This window comes from Mycoplasmopsis sturni DSM 22021 (assembly GCF_000701485.1).
GTDB classification, from domain to species: domain Bacteria; phylum Bacillota_I; class Bacilli_A; order Mycoplasmatales; family Metamycoplasmataceae; genus Mycoplasmopsis; species Mycoplasmopsis sturni.
On the sequence record NZ_KL370785.1, the window covers coordinates 12,711 to 35,962 of the forward strand.

General features: G+C 29.3%; 1 protein-coding gene. It reads right to left on the reverse strand.

Features of this window, described 5'->3' with window-relative positions:
* Nucleotides 1-175: 175 nt before the first annotated feature.
* Nucleotides 176-23,131: a lipoprotein 17-related variable surface protein gene (locus tag Q349_RS01875; protein WP_036464475.1), complete on the reverse strand. Its 22,956-nt coding sequence runs from the start codon at nucleotides 23,129-23,131 to the stop codon at nucleotides 176-178.
* Between the last annotated feature and the right edge of the window lie 121 nt (nucleotides 23,132-23,252).

The window sequence follows — 23,252 nt, forward strand, 5'->3', positions numbered from 1 at the left end:
AATTTTCACTTTTAACATAAGATAATCTTGTTTTATTATCAAAACATAATATTTATTGATTTTTAATTTGGCTTAAAACTAAGCACAAATAGGACAATTTTAATAACAAAATTACATAAAATAAAGAAACAAAAAATGCTCATTTTCAATTTGAAAATGAGCATTAAAAAGTGTTTTACTTTTTACGTTTAGCAAGTGTGATAATAATTCCTAAAATAAGTGCTGAATTAGTTGCTAAAAAGACTCATCATAGGAATTTAAGATTTTCACTAGCAATTGACAACTCATCAAGATTTTGTTTCAAGACGCTTTTTAAAACATTTGAAACTCCACTTAAATCCAGTTGTTCTAATTGATCTTTAATACTTTTAAGTAGTTGTTTTTGGTCAACGCGACCAGCAGCAATCTTTTTAAAGTAATTGAGATCGTTTAGTTGATTAGCTAAATTATTGTATTTTTTGAATTTTCCACGATTATTAAGATCTTCAATTAAAGTATTAAAATCTTCTTGATTGAGATCTAAAAGATCTTCAACAAGTCCAATTTCATCTTGGCCTTGAGCTTGGTAAGCTTTTAATGAAGTATTAATTTGATTAATTAACTCATTAAGTTTAGGATATTGAGTTAAATTAATCAATTCAATAAGGTTTAATTCTTCTTCTAATTTAGCTTTTATTTCTAAATATTCTTTTTGTTGAATATCAGAATTACGATATTTTCTTAGTGCATCTAATAAGGCGTGCAACTGTTGAATAGCTTTTTTAGTTTTAACGAAATTATCAGTTTGGACATTTAGATCATTTAAGTGTTTAATAATTGACTCAATTTGACTAACTAATTTAGGATCATTATTATTAAAATATTGTTTTTCTTTTTCGATTAATTGATTAATTGAATCGGAAATATCTTTTACTTTTTCAAGTGCATTAATTTTTTCATCTAAGTTGTTTTGGTTGTGAATATGATCTTTAATTACTGGTTTTTCATTATCTATTAAGCCATCTAAATGATCAACAATATCATTAATGGTTTGGTTCTGTTTGAGTTTGATTTGATCAATAAGTTCTTGCACCTGTTCTTTATTTAAATTAGCATCTTGGTTCCCATTAATTGGGCGGTTATTTAAAGTATCAAGTGCATCTTGAATTGCTTTTTCAAAAGCATTTCGAGTTTCTTGGGAAGCATTGTGATATGCAAGCGTGTTTTTAAGTTTTTGTGCATCATCTTGAGTTTTAGATAATTCATCCATTTTGTAATCAAGTTCATTAGCTTCATCTTGAATTTGGCTTTGGCTTTTTTGGTCTTCAAGAGCATTACTAATAATTTGTTCTTTAAAGTAATGTTTTTGATCATCATTTAAATGAGTGAGTTGGTTTATTTTATCAACAAGTTCTTTTTTAGTTTGATTATCATTTTTAGCTTGGTTAAAAATCTCACTAACTTGTTTTTCATTAGCTGTTTTAGTTAATGCATCTTTAAATTTATCTTTTTCTTCTTTTGAAAGATATTCAAGCTGATCAATTTGATCTTTTAAATTATTAATCTTGTTATTTTGCTCAATAACTTTATTAATGGTATCTTTGATGATTCTATTTAATTCATCAACTTGAGCTTTATTTCACCCTGCAGCTAAAGCTTCATTTTGATCTTTTGGTTTTGGAGCATTGTTTTGATTTCAAATAAGTTCTAAATTATGATCATTGCTTGTAATATCTGAGATGTTTTTATGTAAATCTTTTGCTACATTTAATGCATGTTCATAAGCATTTTGTATTTCTTTTGAAATTTGGTTATATGCTTGTGATTCTTTTATTTCTTGTTCTTGAGCTATTAAGTCTTGATTTTCTTGCATTGACTTATCTAATTTTTTTGCTTGGTTAATTACTTGCTCAGGAGTAGTCAATTCTGGGCTTGCTTTATGTAAATCATCACTAATTAAGGTTTGAGAGGTTAAAGAATCCTTAATTGCTTGTTTAAGTAATTCTTTTTGATCTTCATTAAGATATTTGAAGTTTTGTTCAACACTATTAACAAGTGGTTTTTTAATTTGTTCAATTTGTTCGCTAATTTTTTGTTGCTCCACAACTTCATCAGCAGTTTTAGCTTGTTTGATATTATCTAGTAATTTTGCTTGTTCTTCTTTAGAAAGATATTTATTGTTATTAATTGATTCTTTTGCTTTATCTACTTTTTGAGCAAAATCATTGATTTTATTCTTTTGATTTTCGATAATTTGAATTAATTCTTCAACTTGTTTTTTATCTCATTGAGCAGCATGATTACTATTATCATCATTTGAATAATCAGGTTTTAAGGCCTCATTGTTATCTCAAACTTTAGCAATACTTTCGCTTAAATAACTCTTATTATTAGCTAGCTTGTTAGCTGAGTCAATAGCATCTTGATAAAATTGCTTATCTTCTAAGATTGCTTTATTAAAACTATCTGAGTTAATGAAATTATCTTCAGTTAAAGCTTTTAAATATTCCATAGATACATCTAATTCGTGAGCTTGGTTTTGAACTTGAGAACTGGTAAGTGCATCTGGATGCTTTGCTTTAACATTTTGAGTTAAATCATTTTCATCAAAGACACTACTTATAATTTCTTCTCTAATTCGATTTCTTTGATCCTCATTAAGATGTGGGAATTTGACTTGAGAATTTTCACTTACATGAGCAAGGACTTCATTTACAAGTTTTTCTTTTGCTTGATTTACTTGTTCAATTCGTGCTTTGATTGTGTTGATTTGCTCAACTGTTTGAGCTTGATTAAGTTGCTCTTCAAAGCTCTCTTTTTCATCTTGTGAAAGGAATTGAGCTTGATTTAATGAATCATTGGTTGCTTGTTTAGCTTTTGCAAATTCACTGAGCTTATCTTTTGCCTGGTCAATTAAGCGTTGCAATTCTTCAACTTGTTCTTTAGTTCATGCTGCTGAATTATTAACATTAGTTTGATCAAGATTTACCTGGTCATTTGAATTAATCGGTAAATTAGCATTATTAGTGTTTCAAGTATTTTTAATCTTATCAACTTGTGATTTATTATTAGCTAAATCTTTAGCTGCTAAAATTGCATCATCATAAGCTTTTTGCAAGCTTGATGATGAGTTACTATAATCGCTTTCAAGGTGCGCTTGCTCAGCTTGAGCTACTTTATTGGTTAATTTTTTCATTGCTTCATTAAGCATTTGGGCATCTTGATTAACTTTTGAAACTTTTTCTTGATCTGTTAACTGATCTTTAATAGCGCTAGTTTGAGTATCTAAAATAGCATTTTTAATTGCTTGTTTAACCTCTTTTACTTGATCTTTGTTTAAATTTGGATAAGTTTGGACGACATTATTAATTAAGTTGCCTTTTTCATTATTAATACTATTAGCTTGTTCTTTAAGATTATTAAATTCATCAATTGAAGTGGCATTTTGAGCTTTTTCTTTTAATGCATCTTGCTCTGCTTTTGCTAAGTATGCCATTTGATCAATGCTATTAATTAAATCTTGACGTTGGTGAGCTTCCTTAGCTAAGGTTTGAAGCGCATTTTTAATTAATTGATTTAACTGATCTACTTGAGCTTTATTTCATGAAGCATCACTTGGTGAGGTAACATTATTATCTCAACCAGGAAGATTTGAATTAGCTGGATTGGTATTTTGTTCTAATTCTTGAGCTGCTTGAATTAATTTATCATAAACTTCTTTTGAAGCTTGCGAAGCATCTCCGTATGTTTTTGGATTTGTTTTAATTAAATCTGAATTATCAGCATAATCTTTTAAAGTTTTCATTGAATCATTTAAATTATTAGCTTGCGTTTGTACTTGTTCAACTTTAGCTGGACTTTGGTCTTGAACTTTAGAATTTAAAGCTTCTTGAGCAATTAAAGTATTTTCTAAAATTGCATCTTTAACAGCTTGCTTGATAGTTTCTTTTTGAGAATCATTTAAATTTACATAATTTTGACCAACTTGATCAATAATAGATTTCTTATTAGCATCAATTGCATTAGCTTCATTATTAATATTATCTAACGAACTAATTGAAGTAGCTTCTTTAGCTTGTTTAGTTAAAACTTCTTTTTCTTGTTGAGAAAGATTTTCTTTAGCATTGATATCACCAATAACTTGTTGTAATTTATCATTATGGGCTTTGATTGCTTCTTTAGTATGTTCAATAATTTGAGCTAAATTATCAACTTGTTCTTTGGTTCAATTTGCACCAGTTGAATCTTCTGATTGAGTTGGTTTTGCTACATTTCCTCAGATTTCATCAGCAATTCCCTCTAGCGAAGAAGAAGGAGAAGTCACATTAGTAACTTTTTTAGCAGCTTCTGTAGCTTTTTGGAAAAGATTTTTCAACTCTTCTGGTGCATTGTTAAATTCTTCAGATTGATCATAAGCGTTTTGTTCATTTTGCGGATCTTTAAGATCTGTTTTATCTTTTAGCACTTTCATTGCAGCATCAAGATCTTGAGCTTGTTGTTCAATAGTATTAGTTAAAGGATTGCTTGAATTATTAATTTTTTGGTGATTTGATTGCTTAATTTGATCTTTATAGTATTGTTTTTGCACATCATTAAGATTATTTAACTGATCAATTCTGCTACTTGCTGATTGTTTGTCGTTATCAGTTTGCCCTGCTTTATTTGAAATTGAATAAATTTCATTTTTAGCTTGTTCATATCTAGTTTGATCATTTTGAGTACTTGTTTGATCATAATTACTTAAAACATCATCTAGTTGTTTTTTGAAATGATTTTTTTCATCTTCAGATAAATATTGTTTTTGATCAATACTTTCTTTTACATCATTAATTTTATTAATAAGATCCTGGCGATTAGTTAAATAACCACTATAATTTGCTTCATCATTTTTAAGGACTTCTCAGTTGGTTGGTCGCTCAAAATTCATTTGCCTTAATACATTAGCTGTTTCGCTGTTTTCTGAAGGTAAGTTAACACGATAAAGTTCGTCTTGGGTTTTAGCAGTATCATAATCATAAGGAACCTCGATAGTACCATTTTGATTATTTTTTTCAATAATATCCCGTTTAACTCTTCCACGAACCTTATTTGAAGCTTCAACTTGTTGATCAAAAATAAAGCTATCATTTTGCACATCAGTAGGTAAAAGACTTGTCTTTTGGTGTTCGCTTGGGTTAATTAATGCTTCTTTAACAATCATTTGTAATGCATCAAGTCTTTGACTTTCGGTTTGGAACCCCTCCACTATTGCATAATAAAACTTTGAAATTGGTTTTTGATGATTAGCATCTTCGTGGTCTATATTGTTATCTTGAATTTGATATCCAACTAAGGTTCTACCGGTTAATTCGTCAAAACCCAAAATAGATTGATAAATTATTTGATAATGAGAATCTAAGTTTTGAAGTAAGAAATTATAATTTTGTACATTTTGGGCATCATTGTCACTTGCTAATGTTTGTATTTGATTATTTAAAGCATAAGTAACAACAACAGGGGAAGTCACTCCATATTTATTTAACTCATCTAAAGCTTTTTGATATGAAGTTTTAAATCCGCCTTCATTGAGGATAACTAATTTATTGGTTGATTTAACATTAGCTTTTAAATTTTTATTTTCAGCATGAGGGTCAAAATTTAATTCTTCAATAGTTTTATCAGTTTTGAAAAGAACTTCAACTTTTAAAGTACCTAATTTATCATTTGCTTCAAAAAGAGCGCTATCTCAATCAAGTAAGAATTTTTCTTGTGAATCTAATTGCGCAACAAAATCTTCTTTTTTAATTTGTGAAGGTAATTTAGTATTTTTATTAATTTCAGGTTGTAGATACACTTGTGCAATTTGTTGATCCGTTTGTTGTGCTTGTGTAACAAGCGCACTAAGACGATCTTCTTCGGTAGCAAAACCATCAACTTGGGTTACTTTGGCAGATTCTGCTGAAGTTTGATGATTTTCAAGTCCTAAAATGTTTGATTTAAGTTTACCAATTATTACATTAACTGTTCCGTTAATATCATTTTGGTTTACAAAAGTAATTCCCTGAGCAATTGCGCTAATTGGTTCATCAAAAACAAAACTTTGTTTTTCTGGTTGATATCTTCCAATAACACCATCAATAGTAATGCTTACTTTACTTGGATCAAAATGAGTTGCAGTTGGTTGAGTCTCTTTATCTTGATATTGTACAAGCGCTTTAGCTAATAAAGCCTCAAGACGCGAAACTTCATCATTTGCTTTAACAAAACCACTTGAAGCAAAGTGATGTGTATCACCTGAAGTAATATCTTGTAATCCTTTCCGTGTAGATTGAATTACATATTGAGCACTTAAAGTTCCTTCGCCAGCTAGTGCTTGAAGCACGCGAATATTTGAACCAGTGTTGAGGTTATTTTCAACAGTTGCTTGATTGCTTGTATAAAGCGGATCTAAAAGATTAGTTAATTCATTTTTAGTTACTGTTGAAGATGAACGATTTTTATTTTCAAAATCAAGTGCTTTACCATTTTTTGTTAATTCAACTGAATTAATAACTTCATTTAAACGTTGGGCTTCGGTTTTAAAGCCAACTAGAGTATTTGTTTTATCTTCACTTTTTGCATTAATGCCGGCAATTGTAGAAGAAAGTTTAACTTTGCTTTGTAATTGTCCATTTCTATCGTTAGCATTTGTAATTGGATCAAAAGTAATGTCATCTTTTTTGATTTGAACATCTAAAGCATCAAATACATAAGCTTGTTTGTTAACATCTCAAGTTCCTTCAATAACTTTAGTTATACCATTTACATTTTCATTTAAAGTAATGGTTAATTCTTCTTTAAGTTGCTGTGGATTAACATTATCAAATTGAAGCATTCTAGAAGCAGCATTTTTTGCTTGAATATTTACAATTGAAATGTTGTTATTTAGACGGTTAATTTCTTGTTCATTAGTTACAAATCCATCAAAATTAAGTTTTTGTGTACTTTTTGATTTTTGTTCACTTAATTGAGCACGTGTTGATTGTATTTTGAATTCAACAGTAATTCGACCATTTTGATCATTTTTAGTAACAACAAAATCGCTTCCTAAGTTTGGTAAATGTGAATCGCTACCTTGTAAAATCTGATTAATAAGATTTTGAATTTCTAAATCAGTTACTTGAGAAGCACTTCTATGTTTGTTTTTAATATCTAAACTTGATAATTGAGCACTTTTTGTGCTTAATACTTCATCTAAACGAGTTATTTCGGTTTTAAATCCGCTAAGATTTTGACTATTATGAGTTGATTTAATTCCTTCAACGCCAACAACTGTTCCGGTATATCCTTCTTTGGTTGTGGCTAAGTCAAAATTAATTAAAAGCGAACCGTTAGCATCATTTGCGTTAGTAATTGAATCAAAACTTAAGTTCTCAACTTTTAATTGAGGATTACTTTGAGAATCATTTAACGCCCTAAAAATTCCATAAGCATCAGAAATATAATCTTGGTCATCTTTTGTTAAGGTAATAATGACTTTTGAAGGATCAAGAGTTTTGATTTGAGGATAAGCCAATTGAATGTTATTTGAATCAGTATAAGCAATTGATTTAACAACAAAGGCATTAACTCTTGCTTGTTCTTGAGCAGGAGTAGTAAATCCTATAATTTTATTTTTAGCTGTATTTTCATTAGCTAGTGTACTTGATGTGGTTGATTTAACTTTAGGATTAACTACTTTAGTTGAAGTAATTTGGTAATTAACTTTAAGTACTCCAGTTTCATTATTTGAATTTAAAATAACATCGTCAGCCTTAATGGTCATATTTTGACCTTTATGGTCGCTTAACTTAAGAAGTTCTTCATTTAAACGAGCAGCAATTTCTTCTTTAGAAATTGTACTTGGTAAACGATCTTTATTATTTAAAAGATTCTCGAGAACATTATTATTTTGCAGATCCAAAATGACTTCATTTAACCGTTGTGCTTCAGTTTTAAAGCCATTAATTTCTTTTGTTGCTTGCGCTTTAATATCCAACTTATCTTTAAAATCATCTCTAGTTGAGGTGATGGTAAAGTTAATATTTGTTTTTCCTTGAATTGGATCATTATTAATAAAGTTATCTAAAGTTAATTTTAGATGTTCTTTGGTAAAGGTTCCATCTTCTTGTTTTGCTCATCCATCATTGGTTAATGATTCTTCTAAGTGAGTTTTATGTAAAGTTTCATCTTGGTATGGAATAATTGAGCCCTTACCTTGATAATCTAAAATAGCCAAAAGTTGATTTTTAGCATCATCAAGCTCTTTTTGAACTTTTGTGGTTGTTATAAATCCATTTGAAGTTACTGGAGTAGTAAAATCAGCGGTTTTAACTTCTTCAAAAACATGTTCATGTTTTGATTTGAGCTTATATTTAAGATCTTGAATTTCGCCAGTTGCATCATCATAATTTAAAGATAAATCAACAACTTGAACTTGTGCATTTAAATTCTTATCAAAGAAATCTTGAAGACGTCTTTGTAATTCCTCTTTTGTAAATTGTGAAGCAATACGTTCTTTGTTGGTAGCTTTAATAATACTTTGATCATTATTTGTCCCATCAATAATAGGTAAAGCAACATCCTTTGAAGTTCCTTGAACAATTTCATCAAGTCTTTGTCTTTCGGTTTTAAATTCTGAAATTGTTTTTGTTTCTCCTGAAAGTTTAGTATCTTGGAACTCCTCAAAGAGACTTTCAATATCAAATAGAACCTTAACTTTTCCGCTAACAGGATCAGCTTCACTAAATCTTAAATTAGTAATTTTAGCTTTAACATCTTCGTTATTATTAACTCAATTATCACCTTGTTTTTCTCAACCGCTTGGTAAAACAATTTTATCAAGACTTAAATTCGAATCTTGATAAGGGATAAGACTTTGCTTATTATCATAATTAAATTCAAAATTGTTAATAATATTTGAAAGTCTTGTTCCTTCGTTACTTGGGGTTCTAAATCCTGTGATATCTTCCGGATTAGTCTGAAGAGTTGAATAAACTGTGTTTAATCCTTCTTTGGTTGATTGCAATTTATAAGTAATATGACTAATGGTTCCATTACCATTATCAACGCGTTGAACCATTTCGCCATGGTTTTCGTATGTTCCGGTATTTTGTAGTTCATATACTTTTGCATCTTTATGATTTTCAGCTAATCACTTATTGATTTTTTCTTCTAAATGGGCATTATTGGTTGAAGCACGACTTTGTCTTTCTTGTTCATTAAATAAGTTTTGCAAAATCGGAAGCGTAGAATTTTCCTTTTCAGAAGCATTATTGAAGATATTAATAAGTTCATCTAAACGTTGAGCTTCGGTTTTAAATCCCTCTACTAAAGATTCATTATGAGAATTTGAAATTGATTCAAATCCTGTTTTTTGTGAAGTTAAGATAAAAGTAATTTTAGTTGTTCCATGAATTGGGTCATTATCAAATTGAGTTGAATCCTCATTTTGACGTTTAAAAGCAATATCACTTAATTTAGTAGAAGCTTTTGAATAACTTTGATCTATTGAATTATAAGTTCATCCATTTTCTTCAAGGGCTTTTTTAAAGTTGCTTACATCTAATGTTGTATTAGTATAAGGAACAATAGCAGAAGCTCCTTCATATGCTCATTTAATTGTTTTAGCTAACTCTTCAAGGCGTTGGCGCTCTTGTTGATTAGTTCTAAATCCGCCAATATTTTGAGTATTTGAAGTATCTGATTTTTGGTCTTCATAACCTGCTTTGGTTGATTTTAAGTTAAAAGTAATCTCTTTAATTGTTCCATCATCAGGATCATTAAATGAATAGCTTAAATCGGCAACTTGGGCCTCATTAGCTTGATTATTTATACTTTTATGTTCTCTTAATCACTGATTAATTTTTTCTTGAATTTGGCTTGCGGCATTTTCAGATTTAAGATCTTTCTCATTTTGGCTAAATAAGCTTTCAAGTGAAGGGATTGCATTTTTAATTTCATTGAGACGATCTTTTTCGTTTTTAAATCCATTAATAGTTGGAGAAGTAATTGTTTGTGAAATATTTTGATTTACAAAAGGCACTTCAACTGAAACATTTTCAAAGCCTTCTTTGGTTGAATTTAAAGTGTAATTAACATTAACATTTCCGTTTTTGGCATCTAAATTAGCAAATGCAAGGTTGTTAATTTTAGAATTTTCAGCACGGTTAACAAAGTTAGTATTTAAATTTGAATCATTTTTAATTCAACTAGAATCTGTTGAAGTTAAATGTGAAAGATCAAGATCGCTTGTTTGATATGGAATAATATTTGCTTTATTTTGATAATCAAAAATTGATCTTTGTGATAGATTTTGGGATAATTCTGTTAGTCTTGCCCGCTCTTTAGCTTCAGTATTAAATCTAGTAATTTCTTTATTAGAAATTGCCTCAGAAGATTGAACTGCATTTAATTTTGTATTTGATTGATATTGATCAACTTTAGATTGTAAATGAGCACTCTGAATAACTAATTTACCGTTTGTATCATCCACTTCAACTTGAAGATTACTAATAATTGCATTTTTGTTGTTCTCTTGCAATCATTTATTAAGTTTAGCTTCTAAGGATGACTGATTTGAAGATGCTTTTTTGTCTTTTTCGGTAGCATCAAAAAGATTTAAATCATCTAAATTGTTCAGTTCTCTAATAATTTCATTAAGTCTTTGTTCTTCGGTTTTAAACCCTGAAATAGTATTTTTAATGAAATTATCTGAGGTAGGTTCTATTGTAGCATTAACTGCTGTATATGAATCTTTTAATGAGGAAATTGTGTATTTAAGTTGTACTTGTCCAGTAATTGGATCAGCATTTTTAAATTCTATTCCGCTAATTTCCGCTTTTTGGTCTTGATTTCTAAATTTAATAACCCCATTGTCTTCAACTTTAGTTCACCCTAAACCTAACTCAAGATCTGTTGGATTTAATAATGAAGTTTCATAAGGAACTATTGTATTTTTATTGTTGTAATTAAAGTCAACTTGAAGACTTTCTAAACGCTGTCTTTCTTGCTCTGGAGTAAAGAAGCCACTAATTTGGTTATCCGCTTTAGTTGAATGTGAAGTAGCCACTTGTTCATTAGTATCTGATTTAATCTTTGGATCGGTCACTTTAGTTGATTCCACTTGATAAATTACATTAAGAGTTCCAGCATCTTTGTTGGCATTTAGTGTAATATCTTCAGCTTGAACTACTACATCACTGATTCCTTTTTCTTTAAGTGTTTGGTTAAGTTTTTCAGCAATTTGTTGAGCCGTCACTTTATTTGGAACATCATCTTTTAAAGAATCATTATCTAATAACTTCTTAATGGTATCATCATTATTAAGTTGTTTAATAATGTCATTTAAATGCGATTTTTCGTTTTTGAAGTTATCAATTACTTTGTGATCTTCGACTTTAATACTTTCATTATCAGAAAAATCAGGACGAGTTGATCTAATGGTATATGAAATCTGAGCAGAACCATTTTGAGCATCTTGGTTGCTAAAATCATTAATTGTTAACTGAGCGTTGCCACTAGTAAAAGTTCCATTACCATTATTGGTTCAACCATGTTCAGTTAGACTTTTAGCTAATTTGTCTTTTTCTAAAGTGAGATCTAAATATGGAACAATTTGATCTTTATTTTCGTAATCAAGATATTGTTTGATTTGCTCATTAACCTCATTAAGTTCTTGTTTGACTTGATCTGGTGTTTTAAAGCCAGTAATTGTAGTAGGTGTTGTAGTTTCGCTTGAAGCAACATCTTGGTAGTTTGTTTTAGTTGATTTAAGTTTATAGCTAATATTAGTAATTTCGCCACTTTGGTTATTAAATTCAGCTACAATTTCACCACCAACTTCGGCACCTTTATTATGATCCCTTAATCAAGCATTAATTTTTTCTTTGAGCTGATTTTTAGCAAATTCAGCATTGCGTTCTTTAAGATCTCTAGTTAAATCGTTTAAATTAGGTAAGTCACTATTACTTGTATTTTTAATAAGATCATTTAGTCGATCTTTTTCGGTTCTAAATCCAGCAATATTTGTACTATGATTTGTTTGAATATCTTTAAAATGTTCTCTTGTTGAATTAACTTTAAAGCTAATTGTTACATGTCCATCTTTAGCATTAGTACTGCTAAAGCTAATATCACTTAAAATAGCGGCTTTTTCAACATTACTTCAAGTTGTGCCATCTTCTGATTTTACTCAACCTTGTTTGGTTAACTCGCTTTCTAAGTTAGATTTTTCTAAATTAGTTGTCTCATATGGAATGACATTATTTTTATTTTCATAATCTCAAGTAATTTGGTTGGCAATATCATTGATTCTTGATTGCTCACTAGTTGAAGTATTAAATCCGGTAAGGTCCGAATTATTTTTAACCTCAGTAGAAGTAACTAGGTTTTGTCCGTTTTGCACTTTAGTTGATTTTAATTTATAAGTAATTCCGGTAATTTGACCATTTTCATCATTTGAAGTTGCTTGTAAATCAGTAACTTGAGCATCTTTATGATTTGTTGATAATCAAGCATTGATTTTTTCAATTAATTTTGCTTTATTTGCACTTGCGGTATCTTTTTTATCTTCACCATCAAATAAAGTATTTAAATTCGGAAGCCCATCATTATTTGTAATTAAATCATTAAGTCGTTCTTGTTCGGTTTTAAAGCCGACAATTGTTGCTTCTTTTGCGTTAGTTTTAATTGATTCAAATCCAATTTTAGTTGAAGTAATTTCAAAGTTTAGTTTGGTTATTCCATTTATTGGATCGGTACTTACAAACGAAGTCACTATAAGTTTTGCTTTTTGATTTTCGTTTCGGTAAGTGCCATCTGTTTGTTTTATTCAACCTTGCTCAACTAACTTCGATTCAAGAGCATTTTCTTGCAATTGTTCTTTATTGTAGTAAACATGATCGTGTTTACCTTGATAATCTCATTGAATTTGGTTTGCAAGTGAATCTAAACGACTTTGTTCTTTGGAAGGAGAATTAAACCCGGTAATTTCAAGCCCAGATTTTATTTGACTTGACTTAACATTTGTTCAATTATTAACTTTTGATTGAAGCTTAAAGCTAATGTTATTTAAACTTCCATTGGCATCATCAGCGGTATCAGTTAAACTCTGGCGATCAATTTCAGCATTTTCATGATTTTCGTCTAATCAATGGTTTAATTTTTCAATTAATTGATCTTTGTTAGCCGAAGCTTTTTGATCTAGTTCCGCTTCATCAAATAACTTTTTACCGTTTTTAAATGTTAAGGTATTTAAATTATTAAATGAATTTAATAACTCATTAAGACGATTTATTTCGGTATTAAATCCACCAATTTTAGTTTGCTCACTTGGTTGAATTTCAACTAAAGCTGATTCATATCCATTTTTAGTTGAAGTTAGTGTGTATTGCAATTGAATATTTCCGCTTTGAGCATCCACCGTAGAAATTGCAACATCAGTGATTTTGGCTTGGTTGCTATCACTAACTCAATAAGGTTTTTGCGTTGTTGGATCAATTTGTTTTGTAAATCCTGCAATGGTTAAATTATTTAAGTCTAAATTAGACTGGTTTTTTTCATACGGAATAATTTGTTCTTTGCCACCAAAATCAAATTGAAGATTATTGGATAAGTCATTTAAACGGTTTCTTTCGTTTTCTAAGGTTCAGAAGTGAGAAATCGTTTTATCACTATCGCTATTTTGTCTTGAAGACTTAATAACAGTAGCTCCTGAAGCGTTGACTTTCGTTGAAGAAAGCTTATATTTAACATCTAAAGTTCCGCTTTGATCATGTGCAGAAAGCACAATATCGTTAACTAAAACTTGCATTGAATCATTTTTTAGAAGATCATTTAGTTTCTTAGCAACTTCTTCTTTTTGCACTTCAGAAGGAGCTTTTAATTTTTCTTGAGCGCTAAATAAGTTTTCAATTGTTTTGCTTTGGCCTAATTCATTTAACTTGCGATCTAAACGTTTTTGTTCAGTATCAAATCCTGTGATCGTTTTGTTCAATTGTTCTGATACATTTTTAAAATGATCTCTTGTTGAATTTAATGTGTAAGTAACTTGAATTGATCCGTCAATTGGATTTTTATTTTCAATTGTTTTTAAGGTTAGTCTTGCATGTTCTTTGTCATAAATATTTGCTTGATCTTGAACTTTTGTTCAACCTTGAGTAACCAAAACATTTTCAAGAGTTAGTTGGCTTTCTAAATAAGGAATAATTGAGTCTTTGTCTTTGTAATCTAAATTAACAACTTGAGCTCTTAATTCATCATGCACTTGAGCTTCAGTTTTAAAGCCGCTTATTTGGTCATTATTAGTTGTATTGTCACTAATTACATCTTCAAGTGAAACATCTGATTGACTAATAGTTGATTGTAATTTATATCTAATTTGAGTAATTTGCCCATTTGCATTATCAACTTGGTAACTAAGATCTTTTGCTTTAGCGTGATTGCTTTGAAGTTTTTCATTAAGCTTGTTTTCAAGCATTAAAGCAGCACTTTGAGCGCTAATGTCTGCTTTATTTGCAAATAAAGAATCTAAATTAGGAAGACTTTGTGAATTTGTGATTAATGCATTTAACCTTTGTTTTTCTGTTTTGAAGCTATTAACTGCATCTTCTTGATTAGCCTTTTTAATTGAAGTAAATCCAGCACGAGTGCTTTGAAGATCAAAAAGAACTTTAACACTTCCATCTTTTGCGTTTGCTTGCTCTAGACGAATATTACTAATTTTAGCTTCTTTTTGGTTTGAAATTCAAGTTGTTCCATTATCAGTGGTACTTCAACCCTGATCTTTTAATGAATCAGCGACTTTGAGATGTGCATTGCTTTTATCTAGTGAAGATGCTTGATAAGGAATTGTAGTTGCTTTATTTTGATAGTCTCACTTAATTAAATTAGCAAGATTATTGATTCTTTGTTGCTCTAATGAATTATTATTAAAGCCTGATATAGTAGCGTTATTGGTTCTTGTAGTTGAAGTAATAGGATTGCTTTGATTTGGAATTTTTGTTGAAACTAATTTATAAGATACATTTTCAAGAGTTCCATTTGTATCATTAACAGTAAAGCTTAGATCATGAACTTGTGCTTCAAAGCCTTTTTGTTGTAGTTTTGCATTAATTTTAGCAACTAATTTTTGATTATCTATTGTTGAAGCAAGCGCTTTCTTTTCCTCTTCATTAAATAAATCATTTAATTGCGGTAAATCACTTACATTAGCAATAATTCTATCCAAACGTTTAACTTCCGTATCAAAGCCATTAATTCTTTGACTTTGAGTGTTATTAAGCTTGGTATTTGTAAAGTTGTCTTTTGTTGATTGTAAATCATAAGTAACTTGGACAGTACCACTAACCGGATCTGTTGAGTTGAAGTGAATGTTTGTTATTTTAGCTTTTTTAGCACTATTTTCTCAACTTTGTCCATCACTAGATTTAATTCAACCTTGTGGTAAAGTTAATTGATTTTTATCTAAATTACTTACTTGATACGGAATTTGGTTTTCTTTATTTGTATAACCAAATTGAATCGCTGGAACTAATTGACTTAATCTTTGCTTTTCTTTTGTTTGAGTATTAAACCCACTAAGACTTTGAGAACGAGTATTTTGAGCCGTAATATTAGTTAAATTAGGATCACTAATTGTTGATTTAATTGTAAATTTGATATTACTAATTGTCCCATTTTGGTTATTAACATCAGCTTGGTTTAAACTTGCAAATTGAGCATTATGTCCATTTAATAAGTTATTAATTTTACCTTGAAGCTTTTCTTTTCCGCTTTGAGCATCCTGATCAAGATCTTCACTGGTAAATTGATTTTGTAAATTATTTAATGAATCAACTAAATGTTGCAATCTTTGCTGTTCAGTTTGGAACCCAGTAACTTCATTACGTCCGACTTTAGAAGCAGCATTGGAAGTAATATTGGTATAGCCATTTTTAGTGGAATTAATTGTGTAATCAAGAGTTATTTTACCGGTACGCGGATCTCAATTGATAATTCTTAAATTACTAATTTTGGCTTGGTTGCTTTGTGAAGTATAATTTCCATCCTTTCCTTTAACTCAATCAGAAGCAAGAGTCAGCCCCGAAAATGGCGCCGCAGCATTATTATAAGGAACAATATTTTGCTTATTTGTGTAATTAAACTGAATATTTAGTTCATTTAATCTTTGAGCTTCAGTTTTAAACCCTGATATGTTCTTATCACTAGTATTATCAAGTGAAGAACGAACTGAAGGGACTAATTTTGATGTTAAACGATAAGTAACTTCTAATGAACCATTATTTAAATTAGGAACAAGCGAAACATCACTAACTATTGCTTGGTCATTGCTTTGGAGTTGATTTTGAAGTAAGTTTTTAATGTCTTGCTCAGAAACCTCTGAAGGTAACTTAGTATTTTTATTTGCAATTGCTAGGTTTTGAACAATATGTCTGCTTGATAAGTTAGTAATTAACTCATTAAGTCTTTGTTCTTCAGTTTTAAAGTTATTAATGCTTTTTCTATGATTTTGGCTTTGATTTTCAAAACCAGGTTGCGTCGAAGAAATTGTATAAAGTACATCCGTTGAACCTGAGGTCGGATTTTTAGAATCAAAACCTGTAATTTGGAGCTTAAAATTATCCTTTGAGTAGGTATTGTCTCTTGAGTTAAAAATTCATTGATTATCAGTTAAAGATTTTTTTAATTGAGAAACATCAAGTTGAGCATTTTGGTAAGGAATAATATTGCTTTTTCCTTGGTAGTCTAAAATAGCATAAATTCCTGTAGAAGCATTAGTTAAGTCTTGTTGAATTTGATCATTAGTTTTAAAGCCACTGATTGTACCTTTATTTGTTCTTAAATTTGAATATACACCTTTAACTTTGGTAGATTCTAGCTTATATGAAATGTCTAAAATTTGACCTTGGTTATTGTTTGGTGTTTTTTGTAAATCATAAACAGAAGCATTAAGGTTGCCTTTTTGTGTTATTTTTTGATTTACAAGATTTTGCAATTGATTAGCAGCTTCGCTAGCTAATTTATTTTTAGAATCTTGTGAATAAAGTTCATTTAATTTAGGTAAAGAAGATGTTTCGTTTCTAATTAAATCATCTAGTCTTTGTTGCTCGGTTTTAAACCCTGCAATCGTATTATTTAATTGATCTGTTGAAAGATTTTCAAAACCAGAATTAAGTGAACTTATAGTATAAACAACTTCAGCTGTACCTGTAGTTGGATTGAAATTTTGCGTATTAAAACTAACAAAAGTAACTTTTGCTTTAAGATTTTGACTTGTTCAAGTTCCGTCATTATTTGATACTCAATTATTACCAAGTGTAAGGTGGTTTCTATCAAGTTGACTATCATTATAAGGAACATATAAAGATTTGTTTATATAATCAAAAACAATACTATTTTTTACTTCATTTTCTAATCTGGTTTTTTCTTGTTCTTCGGTGATAAAAGTTTGAAGATTTTCAGAAACAGAAGGATTTGAAATTACATTATTAAGTCCTGTTTTTGTTGATTTTAACGTATATGTAACGTTGCTAATTATTCCGTCTCTATTATTAACATTACTATTTAAAATATTAATAGTTGCAACTTCAGCAAAATAAGGAGATTTATTAAAGTGAGCATTAAGAATACTTTGAATTTGATTCTTAGCTTGACTTGCGCCCATTTGTGAATAAGTGTTATTTGAACGCAAAATCGAATCAACTGTTGTAGATACTACGAGTTCATTTAAACGATCTTTTTCCGTTTTGAAACCTTCAACGAAAACACGAGAATGATTTTGTTCATTTCAAAGAGGATAAGTATAATAAGCCTCTCTTAAATACTTATGTGGAACGCTTGTGCTTGGACTATCATAATTTAATTGTTGATCACTAGTTGATTGAACACGATAAGTTAGTTTTATTTTCCCAGAATGCGAACTTCCATTTCCGTTTGGATTTACTTCTGTAATTGATATGGTATTAACATTTCATTTTTGATCTGAATTAACAAAAGTGATAGTGCCACTATTATTTTGTTTTGTTGCATTATTTAAAATTAATTTATCAATTCTTAAGTCTGTTGCATTATATGGAATTGTATTAGCTTTACCTTCATAATCAAAATTAGTTTGAATAGTCAATAAGCGCTGCGCTTCTTTATCTCATGTTCAAAATCCAGTAATTTCTACTGGGCTAGTAAATGATTCACTTTTGGTAGTTTTAATGCTTTCTAAACCAGGAATGTTAGAATTAATGTCAAACTTAATGCCAGCCATTTTTCCGTTGGCAAAATCATTTTTATCAGTACTTTTTTCAAGCGATGAAGCATCATAATTTGCATGAGATTGACTTAATACTGCAGTTAGCCTATTAACAAACATTAAATCATTTGGCACACTAGCAGCTTGAGTACCTACTTCTTTAAAACCTTCAAAAGCTGTTAGTTTATCTTTTTGTTCATTAGTATAAAGAGTAGTATTAAAGTTAGCTTTAAGATTGTTTAAAACCTCAATAAGACGCTGTTTTTCGGTTTTAAAATTACTAATACTTTGATTTTTTGTATCACTTTTAATATTATTTCTAGTAAATCTTGAATCAGTTGATGAAATTTTAAAATTAACTCTAATTGTTCCATTTGCAGCATTTTGATTATCAATTGTAATATCGCTTTTCAAAATTTTGACTTTTAACGAATTATTTTCTAAAGCTGTTTTGTCACGATTTCATGTTCAACCTTCAAGTAAAAGGTGTTCAATAGCCAAACGGTGTGCTTGCGGAATTGCAGTTTGTCCATTTTGATCAGGGTAATTTGATTTGTTATAAGGAATAATTCCTGATTTATTTTGATAATCAAATTTTAATCCAGAGACTAATTGATTTGCAATTTCATCTAAACGTTGTTTTTCGCTATTAGCTGTATAAAAACCGGTAATGCTACTTTCAGTTTTTTGATCAGATCTAACAGTTGTTAATCCATTTCTAAGCGATTTGAATTTAAATCTATAGTTAGAAATAGTCCCGTTAGTATCATTTATTGTCCCTTTATTAAGAGAAGCAGAATCAACTTGAACTTCATTTTGAATACTTGATGCTCATTCTAAATTTGTTTTATTTGTTTGAGATAATCATTCATTAATTAACGCTTCAATATCATTTTTTCCAACTGAAGCTAATTTAGTTCTTGGATTATTGGTGCCATTTTTTTGATCTAATAAGGTGTTAATCGAAGGCATTACGCTAAGAATTTTATCCAAACGTTCTTTTTCTGTTTTAAAGGTATTGCTTAGCTGTTTAGTTTCAGGAGATTTATCAGTATTGTGTTCTCCGCTATGTGCAGCTAAATTTTGTGTTGAAGCTAATGTATAAGTAACATTTAATCTTCCATTAATATCATTAGCATTAGTAATTTGTGCAAAATTAATGTTTTTAATTTCTAGTTTAAGATCATTAGAAGTATATTTTCCTGTTCTAGTATCGTATCTAATGGTAAATTGTCGATTTGGATCATTTGCAGGATCAGTTACAACAAAAGTTAATTTATTAGGATCCATTCCTCCACTAGCTTTAGATGAAAGTAAAAAGTCTTGGTTTTCATATGATACCGAAACAACTTGCATTTGCGCAATTCTTTCACGTTCTCTACGTTGCGATCAAAAACCACTAATAATTGCTTCTCTAACTTGAAGAGGATGTTGCTGTTGGTACTTATTTTTTTGTTCTTGAGTCATTGAGGCTTGATCTTGAATATAACGTGGTGATTCAACTTTATACTTAACTTTTAAAGTCCCTTCTTCATCATTTTGGTCATAAATGCCAATAAAACTTAAAAATCAACCATTCGGAATAACATTAGACTCCATCAATGGCGGTGTTCCGCTTTGTTGTCACACTTGTCTTCGATTAGTTGAACCAGTAGCTTGAGCCATTTCTACTGTTGTTGTGTTTGGATTGTGCAATGAGTGGCTTGTATATAATTGAATGTTTCCTCTATGCCCAAGATTATTACCATTGACAACTGAAGGTAAATTTTCTAAATATTTATAAGTGAATCAATTTTGAACATCAAGACCATTTAAATAGTCATATGCATCATCCATATTTTTAATTCATTGTTGATATTCACTTAAAGTAAAGGTTTTGTCTAACTTATAATCAGAATAACCTGAAGCGTCATTAAATCTAGAACCATCATTTGATCCATTTGTAAAATTAGCCTGATTTTGCCCACTTGGTCCGTTATAAACTTCAGCAAGCACCCGATCGAGGTTGCTTTTTAATTGATCATCAGCATAAGCGTAGACAATTGTATTAAGTTTTTCTGTGATCTGTTTTCTTTTTTGGATAATATCTTTGGCAAAACCTTTTTCTCTTCCGTTTGTACTACTTAAAACTCCAGTACCACTTAATTGAGTCGCTTCATGAACCAAGCTTGAAGCAAGCTTATTTGGATTATTGGCACTTCCATGAGCAATAATAAAATCGTAATATTTAGCTATCTCTGCTTTGTATTGTTCTTTGAGTCTCTTAGATAAATATGGTAAGTTATCAATTGTTGCTTGGTCAACTGTTTTCTGTTGAGCTGCTCTTTGTTTTTCTTTGATAATCGTTGTTCTTTTAAGTTCTTCAAGCTTAGTTAAAGCTTGCTGTCAATTATTTTTAATTTCTGTAGTAAATTCTTTTGAGTTTTTTGATCTTTGGTTATAGTTTCCTATAGCATCATGATTTGTGGTTGCATTATAAAAAGCCTCAACAATTTTTGTGTATCCTTGGTTATCAAAATTAATATTTTCGTTTAAATTTGCAGTATTAATATAATTGCTTTGTCTAGTAGATTCACTATTAAAAGTTAAATTAGGATATAAAGTAAGATTATTCATGTGTCCGTTATTTGCATAATACTCATAAAATAACTCATTAATTTTTTTAATAAATTTATCATAGCCTAATTTAAATTCATTATCATTTAAAATTTCATTTGAAAATTCCCTAACAGGCTTATTGCTAGTTGTAACTTTACTATAGTTAATAAAATTAATGTTCCGCACATTTAAAAATAATTCATTATTAGAAGGTGTTCCGCTAGCACCTTGTACATCGGCGTATTTTAATAATTTATCATTGTAATACTTACTTAAATTTTGTTTGGTTTTATCATAAGCTGGCTTTAACTTCGTTGAATCAAAACCAATATACTCTTCTAGTTTATTTTTATAAGTATTAAAATGACCTTCAATGCTTGCTTTTAAGTCATCAATTTCTCTAATAGTTAAAGTATTAGCAAGATCTTTATCAACTAATTTATTGTAATTTTGAATATCTTCATTAAAGGTGCTAACTATACCATCATTAAGCTCTTGGAACATTTTATTGGCTTTATATAATCCCATTAAAAAATCATTTGTCACTATGTTAATATAGTTATCTTGTCTAAATGGAACTAAAAAATTTCTTAAGATAAATCAATAAAGAATGGCTGCTCTGGCTTTTGCTTTATCGTTAATATTTGGATCAAATTTACGAATATTTTCAAATTCTTTGCTTGAATAAACTTCATATAATCCATAAATTAATTTAGAAAGTGCATTTTTTTGTTGCAAAACAATGTCACGATCTTCTTTTGATAAATCATTTAACGGTGCTCAATTAGACTGAATATCATTTAAAAAACGATTAGAATAATCTCTAAAGGCATCTAAATATAAATCAGATAAAACATAAGGTATTTTTTCATAGTTAATTTTGAAGTATAAAATTTTATTAATGCTGTCTAATTTGTATGAATTACTATCAATTTTAATTTTTCATCTATTTACATTTTCAGCATCAGGGAAAGATGCTTCTAATTTTAAATCGTTAATATATCTAAGAAAATCTGTGCTTTGATTAAATTCGTACATTACTAAACGATTAGGATTTTGGTTATTCGTCCTAGAATCTAAAGCTACATTAGATCTTCCTGAATTTCAATTAATTCTTTTTTCATTAGGGGCTACAATTGCATAATTAACATCAGGTAAAGCAATTTGCTTATTATCAGTTGAATTATTAGTAATAGACTCATCAATAATAATTTTATATTTAGTATTATTGGTTCTTGCTTTTGTGAACATGGACACACGACTGGGATCATTTTCTCATCCGTTACCAAAAGCTCCACCAACAAATGTTTGCCCTTCATCTAAAAAGAAAGGTTCATTAATAAAGGTCTTTAGACGATTACCTTCTGCTGGGTGCGAAGGATCTGTAGCACGCTGCGGACTGGTGAAATTTTTCTTGGTTTTAAAAGTAAATTTAATAATTTTGTTTCGTTCGTGAGTGTTTAAATAGCGAAAACTAAAAACAGAACCAATGTAAGGCCAAAAATCACCTTGACCAAATCTTGGTTCATGATTTTCTTGTGTGTTTCACAATCCCCCAATATTGATTGCTTTAGATACATCTTCACTTCTACCACCTCTATTTAAAATAGTATTTCTTTGTCTTTCAATATATTCATCTAATTGTGTTTGTGTACTAATTGGATATGAGGAATCATTACCAACAGATGGCGAGTACATAAAGTAAGGTTCATCTAAATATTCGATCTTATTAGGATCTTTATTAATGTTATTTAAAGTAACAGAATTAAGTCCATACCCCATTTCATTTGGTCTAATAAGAATTGGTTGATCATTTATTTTTCTAACAGATGGGTTATTTTCTGGGCCTGCAAAATAATCAAGTTTAATACCTTCATTGGTATCATCAATAATTTCAAGATCATTTGATAAAAAAACAGTTAAATATGGATCGCTTTCATAAGTACCCGGAATTGTTTCTTGAGCGTTAAAAGTGACCTCTCAGGTTTGAATTTGATCTTCAAGATCTCCGTCAACTAGCCGAACTTTAACACTCTTATCGACATTGTCATTATCGGTTTGAGTTGAACCTTCGCTTGAATATTTTATATATTCTGAACGTTGTGATTGAGTGATATATTCTCCATTATTTAAGTAAGGTATATATTGTTTAACAATATTTTTTTCGTGCACTACAGCACTAAAGGTATGATCTCTAATAAAATCTGCAATTCAATTCCTATCTTCATGAGACATTGTTGAAGTAGCAAAAGTAACTAAAGATCCTACTGTTAGTGTAGAGATTCCTAATGCTAATTTTGTCTTCCTATTCATAAATTTTCTCCTGTTTTTAGATTAAATTGTTTATTTTACTTATGTAAAAATATCTTTTCTAAAAAATAATTTATTTGATTATAAAATTCATTATAAAAAAAATTTAAGTAAATACAAATGT